General features: G+C 77.5%; 15 protein-coding genes. 7 read left to right on the top strand and 8 right to left on the bottom strand.

Annotated features, from left to right (window positions below; all coding sequences use genetic code 11):
• Positions 1-22 precede the first annotated feature (22 nt).
• Positions 23-301: a YciI family protein gene (locus ACRYMN_RS10205; RefSeq protein WP_432494603.1), complete on the top strand. Its 279-nt coding sequence runs from the start codon at positions 23-25 to the stop codon at positions 299-301.
• Positions 302-364: 63 nt separating this feature from the next.
• Here the strand turns inward: ACRYMN_RS10205 and ACRYMN_RS10200 are convergent, their stop codons facing one another.
• The 3 genes from ACRYMN_RS10200 to ACRYMN_RS10190 all read right to left on the bottom strand — a co-directional run bounded on the left by ACRYMN_RS10200 (position 365) and on the right by ACRYMN_RS10190 (position 3,680).
• Positions 365-1,699 carry an extracellular solute-binding protein gene (locus ACRYMN_RS10200; RefSeq protein ID WP_432494601.1) on the bottom strand — a complete coding sequence of 445 codons (1,335 nt, stop codon included), beginning with the start codon at positions 1,697-1,699 and terminating at the stop codon, positions 365-367.
• A gap of 131 nt (positions 1,700-1,830) precedes the next feature.
• Positions 1,831-2,946, bottom strand: a complete 1,116-nt coding sequence (locus ACRYMN_RS10195; RefSeq protein WP_432494599.1) for a hypothetical protein — start codon at positions 2,944-2,946, stop codon at positions 1,831-1,833.
• Positions 2,943-3,680: a GNAT family N-acetyltransferase gene (locus tag ACRYMN_RS10190; RefSeq protein ID WP_432494597.1), complete on the bottom strand. Its 738-nt coding sequence runs from the start codon at positions 3,678-3,680 to the stop codon at positions 2,943-2,945. The genes ACRYMN_RS10195 and ACRYMN_RS10190 overlap by 4 nt, the downstream gene beginning before the upstream one ends.
• A gap of 347 nt (positions 3,681-4,027) precedes the next feature.
• On the opposite strand from ACRYMN_RS10190, the gene ACRYMN_RS10185 reads away from it, so the two are divergent.
• On the top strand, positions 4,028-6,958 hold the full coding sequence (locus ACRYMN_RS10185) for an FAD-binding and (Fe-S)-binding domain-containing protein (protein ID WP_432494631.1): 2,931 nt from the start codon (positions 4,028-4,030) through the stop codon (positions 6,956-6,958).
• Between the two features lie 27 nt (positions 6,959-6,985).
• Here ACRYMN_RS10185 and ACRYMN_RS10180 read toward each other — a convergent pair whose 3' ends face one another.
• Positions 6,986-7,318: a hypothetical protein gene (locus ACRYMN_RS10180; protein ID WP_432494595.1), complete on the bottom strand. Its 333-nt coding sequence runs from the start codon at positions 7,316-7,318 to the stop codon at positions 6,986-6,988.
• A 207-nt stretch (positions 7,319-7,525) separates the two neighbouring features.
• Here ACRYMN_RS10180 and ACRYMN_RS10175 point away from each other — a divergent pair, with 207 nt between their 5' ends.
• Positions 7,526-8,092, top strand: coding sequence for a PadR family transcriptional regulator (locus ACRYMN_RS10175; RefSeq protein ID WP_432494593.1), 567 nt, complete (start codon positions 7,526-7,528; stop codon positions 8,090-8,092).
• 19 nt (positions 8,093-8,111) lie between these two features.
• Here the strand turns inward: ACRYMN_RS10175 and ACRYMN_RS10170 are convergent, their stop codons facing one another.
• The 3 genes from ACRYMN_RS10170 to ACRYMN_RS10160 form a co-directional block, all read right to left on the bottom strand.
• A complete protein-coding gene (locus ACRYMN_RS10170) occupies positions 8,112-10,235 on the bottom strand; it encodes a glycoside hydrolase family 3 protein (protein ID WP_432494591.1) in 2,124 nt (707 codons plus the stop codon).
• Positions 10,236-10,378: 143 nt separating this feature from the next.
• Entirely contained in the window at positions 10,379-11,389 is a 1,011-nt protein-coding gene (locus ACRYMN_RS10165) for a TIGR03557 family F420-dependent LLM class oxidoreductase (RefSeq protein WP_432494589.1), read from the bottom strand.
• Positions 11,386-11,952 (bottom strand): type 1 glutamine amidotransferase domain-containing protein, encoded by a 567-nt coding sequence (locus tag ACRYMN_RS10160; RefSeq protein ID WP_432494587.1) that lies wholly within the window; start codon positions 11,950-11,952, stop codon positions 11,386-11,388. Before ACRYMN_RS10160 ends, ACRYMN_RS10165 begins: the two co-directional genes overlap by 4 nt.
• A gap of 142 nt (positions 11,953-12,094) precedes the next feature.
• Between ACRYMN_RS10160 and fbaA the strand changes: the two genes are divergently transcribed.
• The gene (fbaA, locus tag ACRYMN_RS10155) at positions 12,095-13,117 is read left to right on the top strand and encodes a class II fructose-bisphosphate aldolase (protein WP_432494585.1); all 1,023 of its coding nucleotides are present in this window, start codon (positions 12,095-12,097) and stop codon (positions 13,115-13,117) included.
• A 90-nt stretch (positions 13,118-13,207) separates the two neighbouring features.
• On the opposite strand, the gene ACRYMN_RS10150 is transcribed toward fbaA, so the two are convergent.
• Positions 13,208-13,588, bottom strand: a complete 381-nt coding sequence (locus ACRYMN_RS10150) for an STAS domain-containing protein (protein WP_432494583.1) — start codon at positions 13,586-13,588, stop codon at positions 13,208-13,210.
• A 286-nt stretch (positions 13,589-13,874) separates the two neighbouring features.
• Here ACRYMN_RS10150 and ACRYMN_RS10145 point away from each other — a divergent pair, with 286 nt between their 5' ends.
• The 3 genes from ACRYMN_RS10145 (at position 13,875) to ACRYMN_RS10135 (ending at position 17,950) form a co-directional block, all read left to right on the top strand.
• On the top strand, positions 13,875-16,391 hold the full coding sequence (locus tag ACRYMN_RS10145; protein WP_432494581.1) for an ATP-binding SpoIIE family protein phosphatase: 2,517 nt from the start codon (positions 13,875-13,877) through the stop codon (positions 16,389-16,391).
• An 84-nt stretch (positions 16,392-16,475) separates the two neighbouring features.
• Positions 16,476-16,904, top strand: a complete 429-nt coding sequence (locus ACRYMN_RS10140) for a DUF3151 domain-containing protein (protein WP_432494579.1) — start codon at positions 16,476-16,478, stop codon at positions 16,902-16,904.
• Positions 16,901-17,950, top strand: coding sequence for an NAD(P)/FAD-dependent oxidoreductase (locus tag ACRYMN_RS10135; protein ID WP_432494577.1), 1,050 nt, complete (start codon positions 16,901-16,903; stop codon positions 17,948-17,950). The genes ACRYMN_RS10140 and ACRYMN_RS10135 overlap by 4 nt, the downstream gene beginning before the upstream one ends.
• Positions 17,951-18,046 lie beyond the last annotated feature (96 nt).

Below are 18,046 nucleotides of genomic sequence, written 5' to 3'. Positions count from 1 at the left end.
GTCGCCGCAGGAGGGAACCCCCGTGCCGTACTTCGTCGCCACCTACGCCTACACGCCCGACACCGCCCGGCGCGACGAGGTGCGCCCCGAGCACCGGCGCTGGCTGGCCGGCCTGGGCGAGCGCCTGGTGCTCTCCGGACCCACCGACGCCGACGGCGCGGTGCTGCTGTTCGAGGACGCCGACGCCTCGGCGGTGCGCTCCCTGCTGGAGCAGGACCCGTTCGTGCTGGCCGGCGTGGTGGCCGAGAGCCGCGTGGTCGGCTTCACGCCGGTGCTGGGGCGCCTGCGCGACTCCCTGTGACGCGCCGCGCCCCGCCGCCCCGGACGGGGGCGGCGGGGCGCGGGTCCCCGGCGCGTCAGCGCGTCACTGACCCAGGACGGCGTTCATGTTGGCGGCGAACTCCTCGGGCGTGATGGACAGCTGGAACAGGCGCTCGATGTTCGTCAGCAGCTCCTCGGCCGAGACCGGCAGCAGGGCCTGGTCCCAGGACTGGCCGAAGAACGAGGCGCCGCTGACCGTCTGGTAGACGAAGTCCATCCACTCGGGGTCCTCGGCCTGCGTGAGCTGGTCCTCCACCCCCTTGACCACGGGCACCTCGCCGGCCTCGGTGATGAACGCGGTGATCACCTCGTTCGTCATGAGGCCCTCGGCGAAGAACCGCTTGGCCAGGTCCTTCTCCTCGTCGGTGGCGCTGGACGAGAGGTAGAAGTACTGCGCGGGGTTGCCCACGGAGTTGCTGGGGTCGCCCTTGCCGCCGGTGACGGTGGGGAAGTTGCCGTAGCCGAGGTGGCCGCCGCTGACGAAGTCGCCGCCGTCGACCTTCATGGAGCCGTACGTCCAGGTGCCGTGCAGCATCATCGCGGCGCGGTCGGTGTAGAGCAGGGCCTGGTCGGCGTTCTGGTCGGCGACGATGGAGTTGAAGCCGTCGACGAACCCGCCGGCGCGCACGAGGTCCTGCGCCATCGTCAGCGCCTTCAGCGAGTCCGGCGCGGACCAGGCGTCCGGCTGGGCGTCGTAGATGGCCTGGAAGAGCTCCGGGCCGCCGACGCGGTCGAAGAGGAACTCCAGCCACATCATCGTCGTCCACCGCGACTGCCCCGCCAGCGAGATCGGCGCGATGCCGGCCTGGGTGAACACCGGCACCAGCGCCAGCAGCTCGTCCCAGGTGGCCGGCGGCTGCGCGCCGACCTGCTCGAACAGGCGGTTGTTGTAGAACATGACGATCGGCTGCACGGTCTCGTTCGGCACCGCCCAGATGCGCCCGTCCACGGTGGCCGCCGGCCAGACGGAGTCCAGCAGCCGGTCGTGGACCTCGGGGTTCTCCGCGAACCAGTCGGTCAGGTCCTCGATGTGCCCGGCCTCGGCGTAGCTGCGCATGGTGCCGCCGCCCCAGCCGTAGATGATCGTCGGCGCCTGCCCGGCGCCGATCGCGGTGCGGATCTTGGACTTGTAGGCGTCGTTCTCGAAGGGCGTGGCGGTCAGCTGGCCGTCGTCGGAGGCCTCGTTGAAGGCCGCCACGTACGCGTCGCGGATGCCCTCCTTCGGCTGGCCGGTCAGGTACCAGATGCTCGCCCCGCCCTCGGCGGGCTGGCCGGGGCCGGCCGAGCCGCCCCCGCAGGCGGACAGGGCGGTGGCCGCGAGCGGCGCGGTGACGAGGGCGCCGAGGAGGGTGCGGCGGGACGTGCTCCTGGGATCCACGGTGATCTCCGTCTGTCGAGCCGCGTCGTCGCGGCAGCGGGAGGTTCCTGCGTCCGGACCGTACCCCCTCGCCCCGCCGCGGGGGACCGACACGTCGCGGTTCGCCCGGACGGCGTCCGGGGGGCGCGCCCTCAGGCGGCGCCCGGCCCCGCGCCCGGTCCAGCGCCCGGCCCGCCCGGTCCCGGGAGCGGGTGGTCCCAGCCGACGTGGACGTGGTCCTGGTGCACCGCGTCGGAGAAGAACGGCCGGTCCCCGAGGTCCACGGGGCCGCCCACCTCGCTCGCCCCGGCCACGACCGCGGCGATCTCCATCGCCTCGCGCCACGGGCACGCGTCCCGGTCGACCACCATGACGCCGTCCAGGCCCGAGACGTCCACCGCCCGCCCCAGCGTGTGGTTGGACGTGTGGGCCTTGTCGAAGACGGTGACCGGGTGCCCGGAGCGCACCTCCTGCACGTGCACCGGCCAGCGCTCGGCGAAGGTGCTCAGCAGCTCGGCCACGCGCACGTCGACGTCCTCCTGCAGCAGGTCGAAGCGCGCGGGGTCGGGCAGCCACACGCGGTCGTCGTCGAAGACGCGCTGCACCTGCGGGCGCGCCGGCACGTCGAGCTCGTGGTCCACCGCGGGCACGAGGACCTGCTCCACGCCCCAGCCGCCCCGGCGGCGCAACCGCACGTCGACGATCACGCTGCGCCGCCGCAGCACGTCGGGGGCGGCCGGGTCGAGCGAGAGCTGCTGCAGCACGACCATGACGCTGGCGGTGCGGCGGCCGGCGTCGAGCCCGCCGTACTGGGGGTAGACGGTCTGCACCGCGCTGATGCCGCGCACCGGCAGCAGCGGCGCCAGGGACGCCCCGGGGCGCGGGTCCAGCCCCGTGCCGCCCAGGCGCGCGGCCAGCGCGGCCGGCACGTCCGGCGCCGGCGCGCCGGGCGGGAAGGAGGCGGGCCCGGTGGTCAGGGCGGCGGTGACGTAGGCGACCGCCGCCACCTTGCAGTCGGGCTCCACCTCACCGGGGTGGGGCGCGTAGGCGGGCAGCGCCGGCAGCGAGAGCCGCACCGGCGCCGGCGGCACCGGCGGCACGGGCGGTGCGGTGGGGGACGGCGGCGCCGGGGTGGCGGCGGGGGCCTCGGGGGCCCCGGGGGTGCGCCCGACGCAGCCGGCCGTCAGCGCGCCCAGGCCGCCGAGGGCACCGGTCAGCAGCGTGCGGCGGGAGGGGGAGGTGCGGCGGTCGCGTCCTGCTCGCGTCACGGGGGCGGGTCCTCGTCCGGGGTCGGTCTGCTCGGTCTGGTCGGTCTGGCGGGTGGGGCCTGCCGGGTCGCCGGGGCGGCGTCCGGGCGCAGGTCGCGCCGCAGCTCCACCAGGGTGCGCCCGTCGCGCTGGCGGCGGTCCACGACCCGCCACCCCAGGTGCCGGTAGAAGCCCTCGGCGCCCTGCGCGTCGCCGTCGGCGTCCGTGACCAGCGCCACGGTCGCCGCGCCGGCCGCGGCAGCGGCCCCCACCGAGTGTGCCAGCAGCGCGGTGGCGATCCCGCGCCCGCGGTGCCCGGGCTCGGTGACCAGGGCGTGCAGGACGGCCACGGGCCCCTCGGCCGGCTGCGCGGCGGCGCCCGCGCGCTCGCCGGGCCGGGCACCGGGCCGGGCACCGGGCCGGGCGAGGCGGCGCAGGTAGCGGCGGGCCCGGGTGCGGGTGAAGCGCGCCAGCGTGCGCGGGTGGCGCAGCAGCCCGCGCGCGCCCAGCAGGAGCAGCGGGCGGCGGTGCGCGGTCAGGACCTCGCGCACGTACGCCGCCTGGTCGGTCGCCAGCAGCGCGTACGCCACGACGCGGCCGTCGGCGTCCTCCACGACGCCGGCCCAGCCCGAGGGGCACTCCACGAAGGTGCGGTGCCAGCGCGCCAGGAACGCCGGGCCCAGGCGCGGGAAGAGCCCCAGGGGCAGGTGCCGCTGGTGCAGCCGCGCCGTGCGGGCGGTGTCGGCCGCGCCCATGGCCCGCACGCGCGGCCCAGGGGTGCCGTCGGGCGCGGGGAGCGGGCCGGGCGCGGCGGGGATCCGGGCGGCGGCCGCCCGGGGCCCGGAGGGGGGTGCCGGGCGTGCGGGTGGCGTCGGTCCGGTCACGACGAGCGTCCTCCCGTCCGCGCGCTGGGCGCTGCCCCCGGTGTGCCGTGCTCCTGCCCGCTGAGCGACCGGCTCCCGCGGGGAGTTCCCGCGGGACCCTGCCGTTCGACGGGGTGTGACGACCCGGGCACCGCCCGTCGTGCGGGAGTGTCGTCCGCGCCACACCGCCGTCGCGCGGAGCACGTCCCGGCGCACGCGACACTGGAGGGGTGACCCTCGTGGAGCCCGTGCAGCAGGCGGACGACGCGGCCGGCGCGGCCGGCGCGGCCGGGCGGCCCGCCGCCGACCTCGTGGCGCGGCTGACCGCCGCGCTGGGCGCCGACGCCGTCGACGCCTCCACCCGCCGCCGCGCCGAGTACACCTCGGACGCCTCGAACTACCGCGTGGTGCCGCAGGTGGTGGTCTTCCCGCGCAGCGCCGAGGACGTCGTCGCCGCCCTCGCCGTCTGCCGCGAGCTCGGCGTGCCCTCCACCAGCCGCGGCGCCGGCACCTCGGTGGCGGGCAATGCCGTGGGCACCGGGGTGGTCCTGGACTTTTCCCGGCACCTGAACCGCGTGCTGGAGGTCGACCCGGAGGGCATGACGGCCCTGGTCGAGCCGGGCGTGGTCCTCGACGACCTGCAGCGCGAGGCCGCCCCGCACGGGCTGCGCTTCGGCCCGGACCCCTCCACCCACGCCCGCTGCACGATCGGCGGCATGATCGGCAACGACGCCTGCGGCTCCCACGCGCTGGCGTACGGGCGCACCAGCCACAACGTCGTCGCGCTGGAGGTCCTCGACGGGCACGGCCGCCGGTTCTGGACCGACGACCCGCCCGCCGACCTGCTCGCCGAGCTGGAGGCCGTCGCCGCGCGCCACCTGGCCGTCGTGCGCACGCGGTTCGCCACGTTCGGCCGGCAGGTCTCCGGCTACGCGCTCGAGCACCTGCTGCCCGAGACCGGCGGCCCGCGCGGCACCGCGCTGGCCCGCCTGCTCACCGGCTCCGAGGGCACGCTGGCGACGATCCTGCGCGCGCGGGTGCGCCTGGTGCGCCAGTCGCCCTCGACCACGTTCGTCGTCCTGGGCTACGCCTCCATGCACGAGGCCGCCGACGACACCCCCGCCCTGCTGGCGCACCGCCCGCTGGCCGTGGAGGGCATCGACCGGCGCCTGGCCGACGCGGTGGTGCGCCGCGGCGGCTCCGTGGACGGGCTGCCCACCGGCGACGGCTGGCTGTTCGTCGAGGTCGGCGGCGAGAGCCCCGAGGAGTCCCTGGCCGCCGCGCGCGCCCTGGTCGACGGCTCGGCCGCGCTGGGCTCCGTGGTCATCCCCACCGCCGCCGAGGCGCGCCGGCTGTGGCGCATCCGCGAGGACGGCGCCGGGCTGGCCGGGCGCTCGCCCGAGGGCCTGCCCGCCTGGCCCGGCTGGGAGGACGCCGCCGTGCCGCCGGAGCGACTGGGCGCCTACCTGCGCGAGTTCGACGCGCTCATGGCCTCGCACGGCGTCGACGGCCTGGCCTACGGGCACTTCGGCGACGGCTGCATCCACGTGCGCATCGACTTCCCCCTGTACGAGCAGGACGGCGCGCAGCGCACGAAGCGGTTCCTGGAGGACGCCGCGCGGCTGGTGGCCCGCCACGGCGGGTCGCTGTCCGGCGAGCACGGCGACGGCCGCGCCCGCGGGGCGCTGCTGCCGCTGATGTACGACGCGGAGTCCCTGACCGCGTTCGAGGAGGTCAAGCGCGCCTTCGACCCCGCGGACCTGCTCAACCCGGGGGTGCTCGTGCGCCCCGCCCCGCTGGAGGCGGACCTGCGCGTGCCGGCCGCCCGGCCCGCGCACGCCCTGGGCAGGCCGCTGGCGTTCGCCTACTCCCACGACGGCGGCGACCTGACCCGCGCGGTGCACCGCTGCGTGGGGGTGGGCAAGTGCCGCGCCGACTCCGGCGGCGTCATGTGCCCCAGCTTCCTGGCCACCGGCGACGAGAAGGACTCCACCCGCGGGCGCTCGCGGCTGCTGCAGGAGATGGCCAACGGCACCCTCGTCACCGACGGCTGGCGCTCCAAGGAGGTCCTCGACGTCCTGGACCTGTGCCTGTCGTGCAAGGGGTGCACCGTGGACTGCCCCGCCGGGGTGGACATGCCCACGTACAAGGCGGAGTTCCTCGACAAGCACTACGCCGGGCGGCTGCGCCCGACGAACCACTACCTGCTCGGCTGGCTGCCGCGCTGGTCGCGGCTGGCCACGCTGCACCGCCTCGAGACCAGGCTCGTCAACGCGCTGACCGCCGTGCCGGCGCTGGCGTCGCTGGCCAAGCGCGTCGGCGGCATCGCGCAGGAGCGCCCGCTGCCCAGGTTCGCCGAGCAGACGTTCCGCGCCTGGTTCGGGCAGCGCGCCCGCGCCGGCGCCGCCCGCACCGGCGGGCAGCCGGTGGTGCTGTGGGTGGACTCCTTCACCGAGCACTTCTCCCCGGAGGTGGGCCGGGCCGCGGTGACGCTGCTGGAGCACCTCGGCTTCGAGGTCTCGATCACCACCGAGCGGGTGTGCTGCGGGCTGACGTGGGTGTCCACCGGCCAGCTCGACGGCGCCAAGAAGCAGCTGCGCGCCTCCCTGGACGCGCTGTGCGCGCCGGGCCTGCCCGAGGGCGCCCCGATCGTGGGGCTGGAGCCGTCGTGCACCGCGCTGCTGCGCGAGGACGCCGCCGAGCTGCTGCCCGACGACCCGCGCGCGCGTGCGCTGGGGCTGCGGGTCAAGACGCTCTCGGAGCTCATCGCCGAGCAGCGCCCCGACTGGGTGCCCCCGCGCCTGGACCCGGACGGCGACGTGCGCGCGGTGGTGCAGCCGCACTGCCACCAGCACGCCGTCATGGGTTTCGCCCCCGACGCCGCGCTGCTGGCCAAGGCGGGCGTGGACGCGCAGGTGCTCTCCGGCTGCTGCGGCCTGGCCGGCAACTTCGGCGCCGAGGACGGGCACTACGACGTCTCCGTGAAGGTCGCCGAGCACCGGCTGCTGCCGGCGCTGCGCGGCATCGAGCAGGACCCGCGCGCGCTCGTGGTGGCCGACGGGTACTCCTGCCGCACCCAGGCCGACAACCTCGCCGGGGTGCGGCCCAAGCACCTGGCCGAGCTGCTCGTCGACGCGCTGGAGCGGCAGGGCGCCTCCGCCCGGCGCTGACCCGCCGGCCGGAGCGCCCGCCCGCGCTCAGCGGGCGGGCGCCGCCCCCCTGGCGCGCAGCAGCAGCACCGCCAGGGCGGCGGCCACGGGCGTCCACAGCGCCCGCTCCACCGGCGAGGGCGAGGCGAGGTTCAGCGCCGTGCCCACCACCATCAGCGCGCCGGCGCCGGTCAGCACGCGGCGGCGCGCGCGGGCGGGCACGAGGGCGGTGCCGGCGGTCACCGCCAGCAGCCCGTACGCCGCGGCCGAGGCGGCGCTGGCCGCGCGCAGGCCCGCGGGCAGCACCCCGGGGTTCGCCCCGCCCCACGCCGCCGCGCCCCACGGCGCGCCGGCGGCCAGGGCGAGCTGGAAGGCGGCCACGCCCGCGGTGAGCGCCGCGGCGGCCGCGGCCGTGCGGCGGCGCGGCAGGTGGCGGGGGAGCCCGGCGGGCGCGTCGGGTGCATCGGGTGCATCGGGTGCATCGGGTGCATCGGGTGCATCGGGTGCGTCAGGTACGTCGGGTGCGTCGGTGGGGGCGTCGGCGGGCACGACGCGGACCCTAGGGTATCTAGTAGATATGCTCAAGGGGTGGCGAGGACCCCGCAGACGCAGCTGGCCGTGCTCGGCGCCCTGTCGATCGAGCCCATGACGGGCTACCGGCTGCGCGCGGAGGTCGTGCAGACCCTGGGGCACTTCTGGCACGAGAGCTTCGGGCAGGTCTACCCCGCCCTGGCCGCCCTGGAGGCGGCCGGGATGGTCGAGCGCGAGCCCGGCGCCGCGGGGGCCGGCACGCCCTTCCGCATCACCGCCGCCGGCCGAGAGCGCCTGCGCGAGCTGCTCGCTGAGCCCTTCCGGCAGCCGCCCCCGCGCGACCCGCTGCTGCTGCGCCTGTTCTTCGGCGACCAGGTCGACCCCGCGCTGGTGCGCGGCTGGCTCACCGCGGCCCTGGCCGAGGCGGAGGAGGCCCGCGCGCGCTACGAGGCGCTGCGCCCCGAGCTCGAGGGCGCCCCCGGCGGCCGGTACCGCCTGCTCACCCTGCTGGCCGGGGTGCACGGCGCCGCGGCGCGCGCGCAGTGGGCGCGCGAGGCGCTGGAGCTGCTGGGGGAGGCGCCCGGGCACGCGCCGCCGGGACCCGCGGGTCCCGGCGGCGCGTGAGCGCTCGCGCGCCGGGCGGTCAGCGCCGCCAGCGGGTGCTCAGCCCGTGGCCGTACGGGAACAGCGGGTCGTAGCCCGCGTCGCCGACGTTCAGCGGTTCCTGCTCCGCGGTGCGCGGCCAGCTCACCGGCAGCTTGCCGGTGAAGGGCGCGCGGCCGAAGAGGACGTCGGCCACGCCGGCGCCCTCGGTGCCCGGCAGCCAGGAGGCCACCACGGCGTCGGCGTCGTCGAGCAGGTCGGTGACGACCTGCGGGCGGCCGGAGACCACCAGCAGCACGCAGGTGGCCACCCGGCTGCACACCCGCTCGACGGTGGCGCGGTCCTGCGGCTGCAGCTCCAGCGACTTCTGCTCGCGCGGCTGCCCGGCGTCGGCGGGGTCGTAGGCCCACAGCGGCCCGCCGACGTCGCCGAAGCCCTCGGCGTACGGGGTCTCGCCGACCGCCACGACCGCCACGTCGGCGTCCCCGACCGGTGCGGTGCCGTCGGCGCTGTACGTCACCTCCGCGCCGGGGGCGACCTCGCGGATGCCCTCGAGGATGCTCGTGCCCGGCTGCTGCGGCACGCCGCCGGCGTTGGCCTCGGGGAAGCCCTGCCAGCTCAGCGTCCAGCCGCCGGACTGCAGGCCGACGTCGTCGGCGCTGCGGCCGGCGACGTACACGTGCGCGTCTCGGCGCAGCGGCAGCACCCGGCCGGAGTCCTGCAGCAGCACCTGCGAGCGCGCCACGGCGCGGCGGGCCACCGCGCGGTGCTCGGCGGAGCCGACCTCGTCGAGGTGCGTGCGGTCGGCGAAGGGGTTCTCGAAGAGGCCGAGCTGGAACTTCTTCGTCAGGATGCGGCGCACCGCGTCGTCGATCCGCGCCTGCGGGACGCGGCCGGCGCGCACCTCGGCCAGCAGCGCCTCGACGAACGCGGGCGCGGAGTTCGGCTCCATGAACACGTCCACGCCGGCGTTCACGCCGGCGCGCACCTGGTCCGCGTACTCGCCGGGCAGCTGGTGGATGGCCTCCCAGTCGCTGACGACGAAACCGTCCAGGCCCAGGCCGCCCTTGAGCACGTCGGTGAGCAGTTGGCGGTTCGCGTGCATCTTCCCGGGGTTCCCGACCCCGTCGTCGGTGAAGTCGACGCTGGAGAACGAGGGCATCGCGCTGCCGGCGCGCGCGCGCTGGATCGCGGGCCGGTACGGCGCCAGGTGCGTGCGCTCGAACTCTTCCCGGCTGGTCACCGTCACGCCCTGGTCGATCGGGTAGTCGCCGCTGCCGGTGCCGTACTCGGTGCCGCCGTCGCCGGCGAAGTGCTTGACGGTGGCCAGCACGCGCTCGGGGCGGTGCAGGTCGCGCTGCCCGCGGCCCTGCAGGCCGGCGACGGCCGCGGTGCCCAGCCGGGAGACCAGTTCCGGGTCCTCCCCGAAGCTCTCGTAGCTGCGGCCCCAGCGCGCGTCGCGGCTCACGCACAGGCACGGCGCGAAGTTCCACGGGATGCCGGTGGCGCGCACCTCCTCGGCCGTCACGGCGTTCACCTGCTCCACCAGGCGCGCGTCGCGGGTGGCGCCCAGGCCGATGTTGTGCGGGAAGACGGTGGCGCCGAACACGTTGCCGTGCCCGTGCACGGCGTCCACGCCGTAGATCAGCGGGATGCCCAGCCGGGTGCTCAACGCCTGGCGCTGCAACGCGTCCACGGTGTCCGCCCACGCCTCGGGCGTGTTCGGGGTGGGCGCCGAACCGCCGCCGGAGAGGACGGACCCCAGGCCCAGCCCGGCGACGAGCGAGGGGTCGGCGGTGACCGCGGCGCGCTCGGCCTGGGTCATCTGACCGACCTTCTCCTCCAGCGTCATGCGCCCGAGCAGGTCGCGCACGCGCGCCTCCACGGGCAGGCGCGCGTCGCGGTACGGCAGCGCGCCGGGCCTGCCGGGCCTGCCCGGCCCGCCGCGGTGGCGCGCGTCGGGAGCGGCGTCCGCCCTCTCGGCGCCGGCGGCGGTGTTCACGGGACCCGCGGCGCCGGCCGCGCCGGCGGTGAGGGTGATCGGGGCGAGCGGGGCGAGCAGCGCCGCCGTGGCCAGGGCGGCGGTGGTGCGGCGACGCCGCTGCGGGGTGCGGTGGGGGACGGTCACGCAGACCTCCTGCGGAGCACACCACGGCCGCGCCATCGCGGACCGTTCCTAGGTGTGACGATGCGTAAGCATCGTGCAGGGCAGCATCCTGCACCGCGCACCCGGGGTCAACGGGCACCGGCCCCGTCCCGCGCCCGCCGCGCGCGACGGGGGAGCGGGACGGGGCTGGTGCGCCGCGCTCAGCTGGGCGAGGGGTCCTTCGACGCCGCGGCCTCGCGCAGCGCCGGGACGATCTCCGCGGACGCCGCGCGCAGGAACCCCTCCTGGTGCTCGCCGCCGATCTGCACCAGCGCCAAGTCCGTGAACCCCGCCTCGAAGAACGCCGAGGCGGCCTCCACGACGGCGTCGACGTCGTCGCCGCAGGGGATCTGCTGCGCCACGTCCTCCGGGCGCACGAACTTGCTGGCGCCGGAGAAACCGGCAGGGGTGGGCAGGTCGGCGTTCACCTTCCACCCGCCGGCGAACCAGCGGAACTGCTCGTGCGCGCGGGCCACGGCCGCGTCGCGGTCGGCGTCCCAGGAGACCGGCAGCTGCCCGATGCGCCGGCTGGCCGCCGGTTGCGAGGCCTCGCGCGCGCCGTCCCACAGCGGCCCCAGCGAGGCGTCCGGCTCCACGGCGATCATGTGGTCGGCCAGCGGCGCGAAGCGCGCGCACGACTTCGGGCCGGAGACGCCCACCGCGATCGGCACGCGCTGCTCGGGGCGGTCCCACAACCGGGCCGAGTCCACCCGGAAGTGCTCGCCCGCGTAGCTGAGCAGCTCGCCGTCGAAGAGCGTGGAGATGATCTCCAGCGCCTCGACGAGCATGTCGTGGCGCTCCTCCACCGCGGGCCAGCCCTGCCCGACGACGTGCTCGTTGAGGTTCTCGCCGGCGCCGAGGCCCAGCGTGAAGCGCCCCCCGGACAGCAGGCCCACCGTCGCCGCCTTCTGCGCCACCACCGCCGGGTGGTAGCGCATCGTCGGGCACGTCACGTACGTCATCAGCTCCACGCGCGAGGTGGCCTGGGTGACCGCGCCCAGCACGCTCCACGCGTACGGGGCGTGCCCCTGGGTGGTCAGCCACGGCGAGTAGTGGTCGGAGAAGACGACGAGGTCGAAGCCGGCCTCCTCCGCCGCGGCCGCGTCGCGCACCAGCCAGCGCGGGTCGGACTGCTCCGACATGCAGGTGTAGCCGATGCGGACCTCGCTCACGCGTCCACCGCCGCGACGTGCTCCACGACCGCCTTCGAGAACGCGTCCAGGTCGTCGGGCTTGCGGCTGGTGATGAGCGGGCCGGGGCCGGAGGTGTCCACGACGAGCTCCTCGTCCACCCACTGCGCGCCCGCGTTGCGCAGGTCCGTCTGCAGGCTCGGCCACGACGTCACGCGCCGCCCGCGCACCGCGTCGGCCTCCACCAGCGTCCACGGCGCGTGGCAGATCGCCGCGACCGGGCGCGTGGAGGCCGCGAACTGCCCCACGAACGCCACCGCCTCGCGGCTGGTGCGCAGCGCGTCGGGGTTGGCCACCCCGCCCGGCAGCACCAGCGCCGCGTACTCGCTGACGCTGGCGTCGGAGACCAGCACGTCCACCTCGAAGGTGTCCGCCTTGTCGAGGTGGTCGAACGCCTGCACCCGCCCCGGCTGCGTGGACAGCAGCACCGGCTGCCCCCCGGCCTCCTGCACCGCCTTCCACGGCTCCGTCAGCTCCACCTGCTCGATGCCCTCGGGGGCGACCAGGAAGGCGACCTTCTTGCCCTGCAGCTGCGTGTCGGTCATGCCCCCACGCTGGCACCGCCGCGCCCGTCCGGCACGTCGGGCGGACCTGGCGGGCGGCCGCCGGGCTCACCCACCCCGCTGCCCCGCGGGGCCGCCGCGTGGAAGGATCGCCCCGCCAGAGCCGCCACGACGAGGAGTCGCCATGCCCATCGCCACCCCGGACGTCTACGCCGAGATGCTGGACCGCGCGAAGGCCGGGTCCTTCGCCTACCCCGCCATCAACGTCTCCTCGTCGCTGACCCTCAACGCGGCCATCCGCGGCTTCGCCGAGGCCGAGAGCGACGGCATCGTGCAGGTGTCCACCGGCGGGGCGGAGTTCCTCTCCGGCACCACCGTCAAGGACATGGTCCTCGGCGCGCAGGCGCTGGCGGAGTACGCCCACCACGTCGCCAAGGCGTTCGACGTCAACATCGCCCTGCACACCGACCACTGCCCGGAGGACAAGCTCGACAGCTACGTCCGCCCGCTGCTGGCCATCTCGCAGGAGCGCGTCGACGCCGGCCGCGACCCGCTGTTCCAGTCGCACATGTGGGACGGCTCGGCGGTGCCCCTGGAGGAGAACCTGCGCATCGCCGAGGAGCTGCTGGGCCAGGCGGCCGCCGCGCGCATCGTCCTGGAGGTCGAGATCGGGGTCGTCGGCGGCGAGGAGGACGGCGTCGCCCACGAGATCAACGACAAGCTCTACACCACCGTCGAGGACGCCATGGCCACCGTGCGCGCCCTGGGCACCGGCGAGAAGGGCCGCTACCTGACCGCCCTGACCTTCGGCAACGTCCACGGCGTCTACAAGCCCGGCGGCGTCAAGCTGCGCCCGGAGATCCTCGAGGAGATTCAGGACGCGGTCGGCCGCGAGGTCGGCAAGGAGCGCCCCTTCGACCTCGTCTTCCACGGCGGCTCCGGCTCCCTGCCCGAGGAGATCTCCGCCGCCGTCGACCACGGCGTGGTGAAGATGAACGTCGACACCGACACCCAGTACGCCTTCACCCGGCCCGTCGCCGAGCACATGTTCCGCAACTTCGACGGCGTCCTGAAGGTCGACGGCGAGGTCGGGAACAAGAAGCAGTACGACCCGCGCGCCTGGGGCAAGAGCGCCGAGGCGGGCATGGCGGCCCGCGTCGTGGAGGCCGCGCAGTCGCTGCGCAGCGCCGGGCAGCGCCTGAAGTGACGCACCGCCGGCCCGGGTCCCGCGGGGTCCGGGCCGGTGCCCGCCGGGCCCGGGGCTGCCCCGGTGGGCCGCGCCCGGGCCCGGCCGCGCTCAGGCCGGCTCGGGCCCGTCGTCCGGGGTGCCGGGGTCGGCGGCCGGTCGCGGCTCCTCGTCGACGACGTCGAGCAGCTGCACGATGTTCGTCGTCTCGATGAGGAACTTCACCACCGCCGGGGGGCGGATGAGCGTGACCCGCCGCCCGCGCGAGCGCGAGGCCAGCCGGGCCAGGAACGCCAGCCCGGTGGAGTCCATGAAGGTCACGTGGTGGGCGTCGACCTGCAGCGGGCGCCCGGAGGACAGCGCGTCCTCGGCCGCCTCCAGCAGGTCCGGGCCGAGCTCGGCGTCGATCTCGCCGGTCAGGACCACGCGGGTGGCGCGCGGCTCGTAGAGCACGTGCACCGAGCCGGGGTCGACCGCGCGCACCTCGGGCATGCGGGACGTCTCGCCCGGGGGTGTCGCGTCGTTCGTCATCGTCCCTCCGCAGTACTGCCGTGCTCCGTCGCCGTTCCCGGGGGCTGCAGGCAGCGAGGTCCGCACGGCTCGTCGCCGCACAGTAGGTCACGACCGGCCCGGCGCGCGACGTGTCCCCCGCGCGGGGGAGCGCCGACCCCTCGGCGCGCGGCCCGCGCGGCCCCCCTGCATGCTGTCCAGCGAGGTCGTGGTCGCCGTCGCGCACCGCCCGGCCCAGCCCTCCCTGCGACCCCGAGGAGCCCCCCGCATGCCAGGCAGCCGACCGCAGCGCCTGGTGCTGCGCGAGGAGCCCGCCGCGGTGCTCCTGCTGCGCCTGCCCGACGCGCCCGGCGCGCCCGCCGCCGTGCTCGCCGCCGACCCCGCCGCCGCCCGCCTGGCCGCCGTGCCGCCCGCCGGGGTGCCGGCGGACCTGCCCGCCTGGTTCCGCGCCGCCGGGCTGCCCGGCGAGCCGGCCCGGCGCGCGGCGTCGGCGCCGCTGCCCGGCGAGCTGGTCGCCGGCCGCTGGTGGCTGACGGTCGCGCCCGTCGAGCTGGGCGGCGCGGGCGCGCGGGACGGCGCGGGCGCCGCTGCCCGCCACGCGCTGCTGTCGCTGCACGAGGTCGAGGCCGTGGCAGCGGACCTCGGCCCGCTCGGCCCGCCGGACGGGCTCGACGCGCCGGACGGGCTCGACGCGCCCGGCGGGCCGGTCGAGGTCGTGGCCGCCGTGCCCGGGGCGGCCCTGACCGACCCGCCGGTCGCCGGGCACCGCGGCGGGACGGGGGACGACGCGGACGGGGAGGACGACGCGGACGATGCGGACGACGGCGGCGCCGAGGGCGCCGAGGGCGTGGTGCGCTGGGTCGCCGAGGGCTTCACGCGGGTGACGGGCGTGCCGGCCCGGGACGTCGTGGGCCGCGGCTGCGCGCGGCTGCTGGCGCCCGCCGGCGCCGGCGCTGAGCCCGCCCGCGCGTCGCTGCGCCGGGCCGCCCGCGCCGGGCGCGGCGCCGGGGTCACGCTGCTGGGCGAGCGCACCGACGGCTCGCGCTTCCTGCACCGCGTGCGCACCTCGCCGCTGCTGGACCGCGACGGGCGGGTGCGCCACGTCGTCACCTGGCACGCCGACGTCACCACCGCGCCGGCCGGCGGGGTCGACCCGCTGCACGAGGTGGACGCCCTGGCCCCGCAGCCGCGCGACCGCGCGGCCGTGGTCGCCGGGCTGGGCGCGACGGTGCGCGCGCTGAGCGGCGCGACGGTGCGCGCGGCGCTGGCGGTGCTGGCCGACCCGGGCGGCACCCGCAGCGGCGGTGCCGAGGTGGTCGCCACCGCCGGGGAGGCCTTCGAGGGCCTGCTGGGCCGGCGCTGGCGGCGCCCGCCCGGCGCGCGCGTCGACGACCCGCTGCTGCGCGAGCCGGGGCCCGGCGCGCCGCCGCTGCTGCCGCTGACCGGCGGGGTGCCGGGCTCGCCCTCGGCGTGGCTGACGGAGCTGACCGGCCCGGCCGGCCCGGGCGTGGCGGTGGTGTCCCTGACCGGCCTCGGGCACGTCCTGGGCTGGCTGGTCGTCCTGCTCGGTGAGGGCGGGGCGGGCGGGGACGGGGTCGTCCTGCGCGCCGCCGCCCGCCGCGCCGGGCTGGCGCTGGAGAACGCGGGACTGCACGCACGGGAGCACGAGGTGTCGGAGACGCTGCAGCGCAGCACGCTGCCGGAGCGCACGGCGGTGGAGGGCCTGGACGTGTGGGCGCACTACGCGCCCAGCGCCGTCCGGGGCCACGGCGGCGGCGACTGGTACGACGTCCTGCACGCGCCGGACGGCGGCGCCGGGGTCGTCGTCGGCGACGTCGTCGGCCACGACGTGGAGGCCGCCGCCGCGATGGCGCAGATGCGCTCGGTGGTGCGCTCGGCGGCGCACGAGCTCGACGACCCCGGCAGCGTGCTCATGCGCGTGGACGCCCTGGCCGCCGGCATGGGCATCCCGCGCATGGCGAGCCTGGTCTACGCCGCGCTGCAGCGCCTGGACGACGGCGGCTGGGAGGTGGCCTGGAGCAGCGCCGGGCACCTGCCGCCGCTGCTGCGCCGCGCCGCGGCGGCGGGCGAGGGGCCCGCCGTGGAGGCCCTCAGCGAGGCCACCGGCACCCTCGTGGGGCTGGGCGAGCGCCCGCGCCCGACGCGGGAGCGGGCCCTGCGCCCCGGCGACGTGCTCGTCTTCTACACCGACGGGCTCATCGAGGACCGCGGCCGGCCCCTGCGCGACGGCATGGAGGTGCTGGTGGAGGTGCTCGCCGGCACCGCCGCGCGCGACGCCGCCGGCATCGGCGAGGAGCTGCTGCGGGGCCTGGGCGAGGCGCCCGAGGACGACACCGCGCTGGTCGTGGTGCGCGTGCCCGAGGAGGCCGAGCAGCCCGTCCACCGCGCGGCCGACACCCCCCGCCGGCGGCGCTGGCAGCTGCCCCCCGAGCCGTCCTCGGTGGGCAAGGCCCGCCACGCCACGCTGCGCGCGTGCGCCGTGTGGGGGCTGGGCGTCGGCCCGCAGGCCGAGATCGTCGTCTCCGAGCTGGTGGCCAACGCCGTCCTGCACGCCTGGGGGCCGGTGGGCCTGCGCCTGTTCGACCTGCCCGGCGCGCTGCGCGTGGAGGTCGAGGACGACAGCCCCGAGCACCCGCGCGTGGTCGACGCGCGCCCGGACGGCGCCGGCGGGCACGGCATGCGCGTGGTCGCCACCCTGGGCCGCTGGGGCGTGACCCCCACCCGCCGCGGCAAGATCGTCTGGGTCGAGGTGCCCACCACCTGACGCCGGCGGGACCGGCCGGTCCCGCCGACCCCGGCCCGGGCGCGCCCGGGCCCCGCCCGAGCGCCACCCGAGAGGAGCACCACCGTGAGCACCGGCACGAACCTGCTGGGCGGACCGCCGCCCGCGCTGCTGCCCGAGCACCCCGAGGTCGACGCCGCGCTGGCCGCCGGCACCGACCCCGCCGAGGTCGCCGCGGCCCACCCGGCGGCCTCGCTGCCGTGGGCGCTGTTGGCCGAGCGGGCGCTGGAGGGCGGCGCGGTCGGCGGCGGCGCGGTCGGCGGCTACGCCTTCGCCCGCACCGGCTACCACCGCGGGCTGGACGCCCTGCGCCGCGCCGGCTGGCGCGGGCACGGCCCGGTGCCGTGGTCGCACGGGCCCAACCGCGGCTTCCTGCGGGCCCTGGCCGCGCTGCAGCGCGCCGCCGAGGCGATCGGCGAGGAGCCCGAGGCGCGGCGCTGCCGCGAGTTCCTCGCCGACTGCGACCCGGCCGCGGCCGCCGAGCTGCTGCCGTGAGCGGGTTCGGGCGCACCCCCTCGCCCGAGCTGCCCGTGGTGGTCGTCGGCGCCGGCATCGCCGGCGCCGCCTGCGCGCGCGCCCTCGTCGACGCCGGGGTGCCGGTGCGCCTGCTCGACCGCGGCCGCCGCCCCGGCGGGCGCATGAGCGGGCGGCGGGTGGAGACGTCCGCGGGCGTGCGCGTGACCGACCTGGGCGCCGCGTACCTGACCGCCTCCGGCGACGCCTTCTCCGCGCAGGTCGCCGACTGGGAGGCGCGCGGGCTGGTGCGGCGCTGGACGGACACCTTCGCCGTCGTGGAGGGCCGCGTCGCCGACGGCGCGCGCGTGGGCGCGCGCACCTCCAGCGGCCCGTGGCGCTGGGGCTCGCCCACCGGCCTGCGCAGCCTCGTCGACGACCTGCTCGCCCCGCCGGGGCGCGCGCCGGTGCCCGTGGAGAGCGGCACCGACGTCGAGGCCGTCGGGACCGGCCCGCAGGGCCCGTCGGTGGACGGGCGCGAGGCCGCCGCGGTCGTGCTGGCGATGCCCGACCCGCAGGCGGCCGACCTGCTGCCGCGCATGGTCGCCTCGCGCCTGGACGTCTCCGCGCGCTGGAACTACCAGCCCACCGTGACGGTGTACGCGGCCTGGCCGCAGCGCTGGTGGCCGGACTTCCACGGCGCCTTCGTCAACGGCGACGAGCTGCTCGGCTTCGTCGCCGACGACGGCGCCCGCCGCGGCGACGGCGCCCCCGTGCTCGTCGCGCACGCCGCGCCGGACTTCTCCGCCGAGCACCTGGACGACCCGGCCGGGGCCGTGGCGCCCGTGGTGGCCGCCCTGGGCCCGCTGCTGACCGGCGCGCCCACCCCGGCGCCGTCGTGGAACCGGGCGCACCGCTGGTCGCTGGCGCAGCCCCTCAAGCAGCACGCCGAGGACCTCTTCGGCCTCGACGCGGCCAGCGGCACCGCCGTGTGCGGGGACTCCTGGGGGCGCACCTCGAAGGTGGAGACGGCCTGGACCTCCGGCGACGCGCTGGGCCGGGAGCTGGTGCGCCGCCTGGCGGGCTGACGGGCGGGCTGACGGGCGGGCTGACGGGCGGGCTGACGGGCGGGCTGACGGGCGGGCTGACGGGCGGGACGACGGGCGGGACGACGGGCGGGGTCG

Origin of the sequence: Kineococcus gypseus (assembly GCF_050871305.1) — a bacterium.
GTDB classification, from domain to species: Bacteria; Actinomycetota; Actinomycetes; order Actinomycetales; family Kineococcaceae; genus Kineococcus; species Kineococcus gypseus.
The sequence above is the reverse complement of the archived record's forward strand: the minus strand, read 5'-3'. Positions and strand labels throughout refer to the sequence as shown.

Coding starts and splice junctions, on each gene's coding strand:
- ACRYMN_RS10190 (WP_432494597.1), bottom strand. CDS start 3,680: ATGGGCGCGGCCGACACCGCCCGCACGGCGCGGCTGCACCAGCGGCAC.
- ACRYMN_RS10170 (WP_432494591.1), bottom strand. CDS start 10,235: ATGGCGCGGCCGTGGTGTGCTCCGCAGGAGGTCTGCGTGACCGTCCCC.
- ACRYMN_RS10160 (WP_432494587.1), bottom strand. CDS start 11,952: ATGACCGACACGCAGCTGCAGGGCAAGAAGGTCGCCTTCCTGGTCGCC.
- fbaA (WP_432494585.1), top strand. CDS start 12,095: ATGCCCATCGCCACCCCGGACGTCTACGCCGAGATGCTGGACCGCGCG.
- ACRYMN_RS10150 (WP_432494583.1), bottom strand. CDS start 13,588: ATGCCCGAGGTGCGCGCGGTCGACCCCGGCTCGGTGCACGTGCTCTAC.
- ACRYMN_RS10145 (WP_432494581.1), top strand. CDS start 13,875: ATGCCAGGCAGCCGACCGCAGCGCCTGGTGCTGCGCGAGGAGCCCGCC.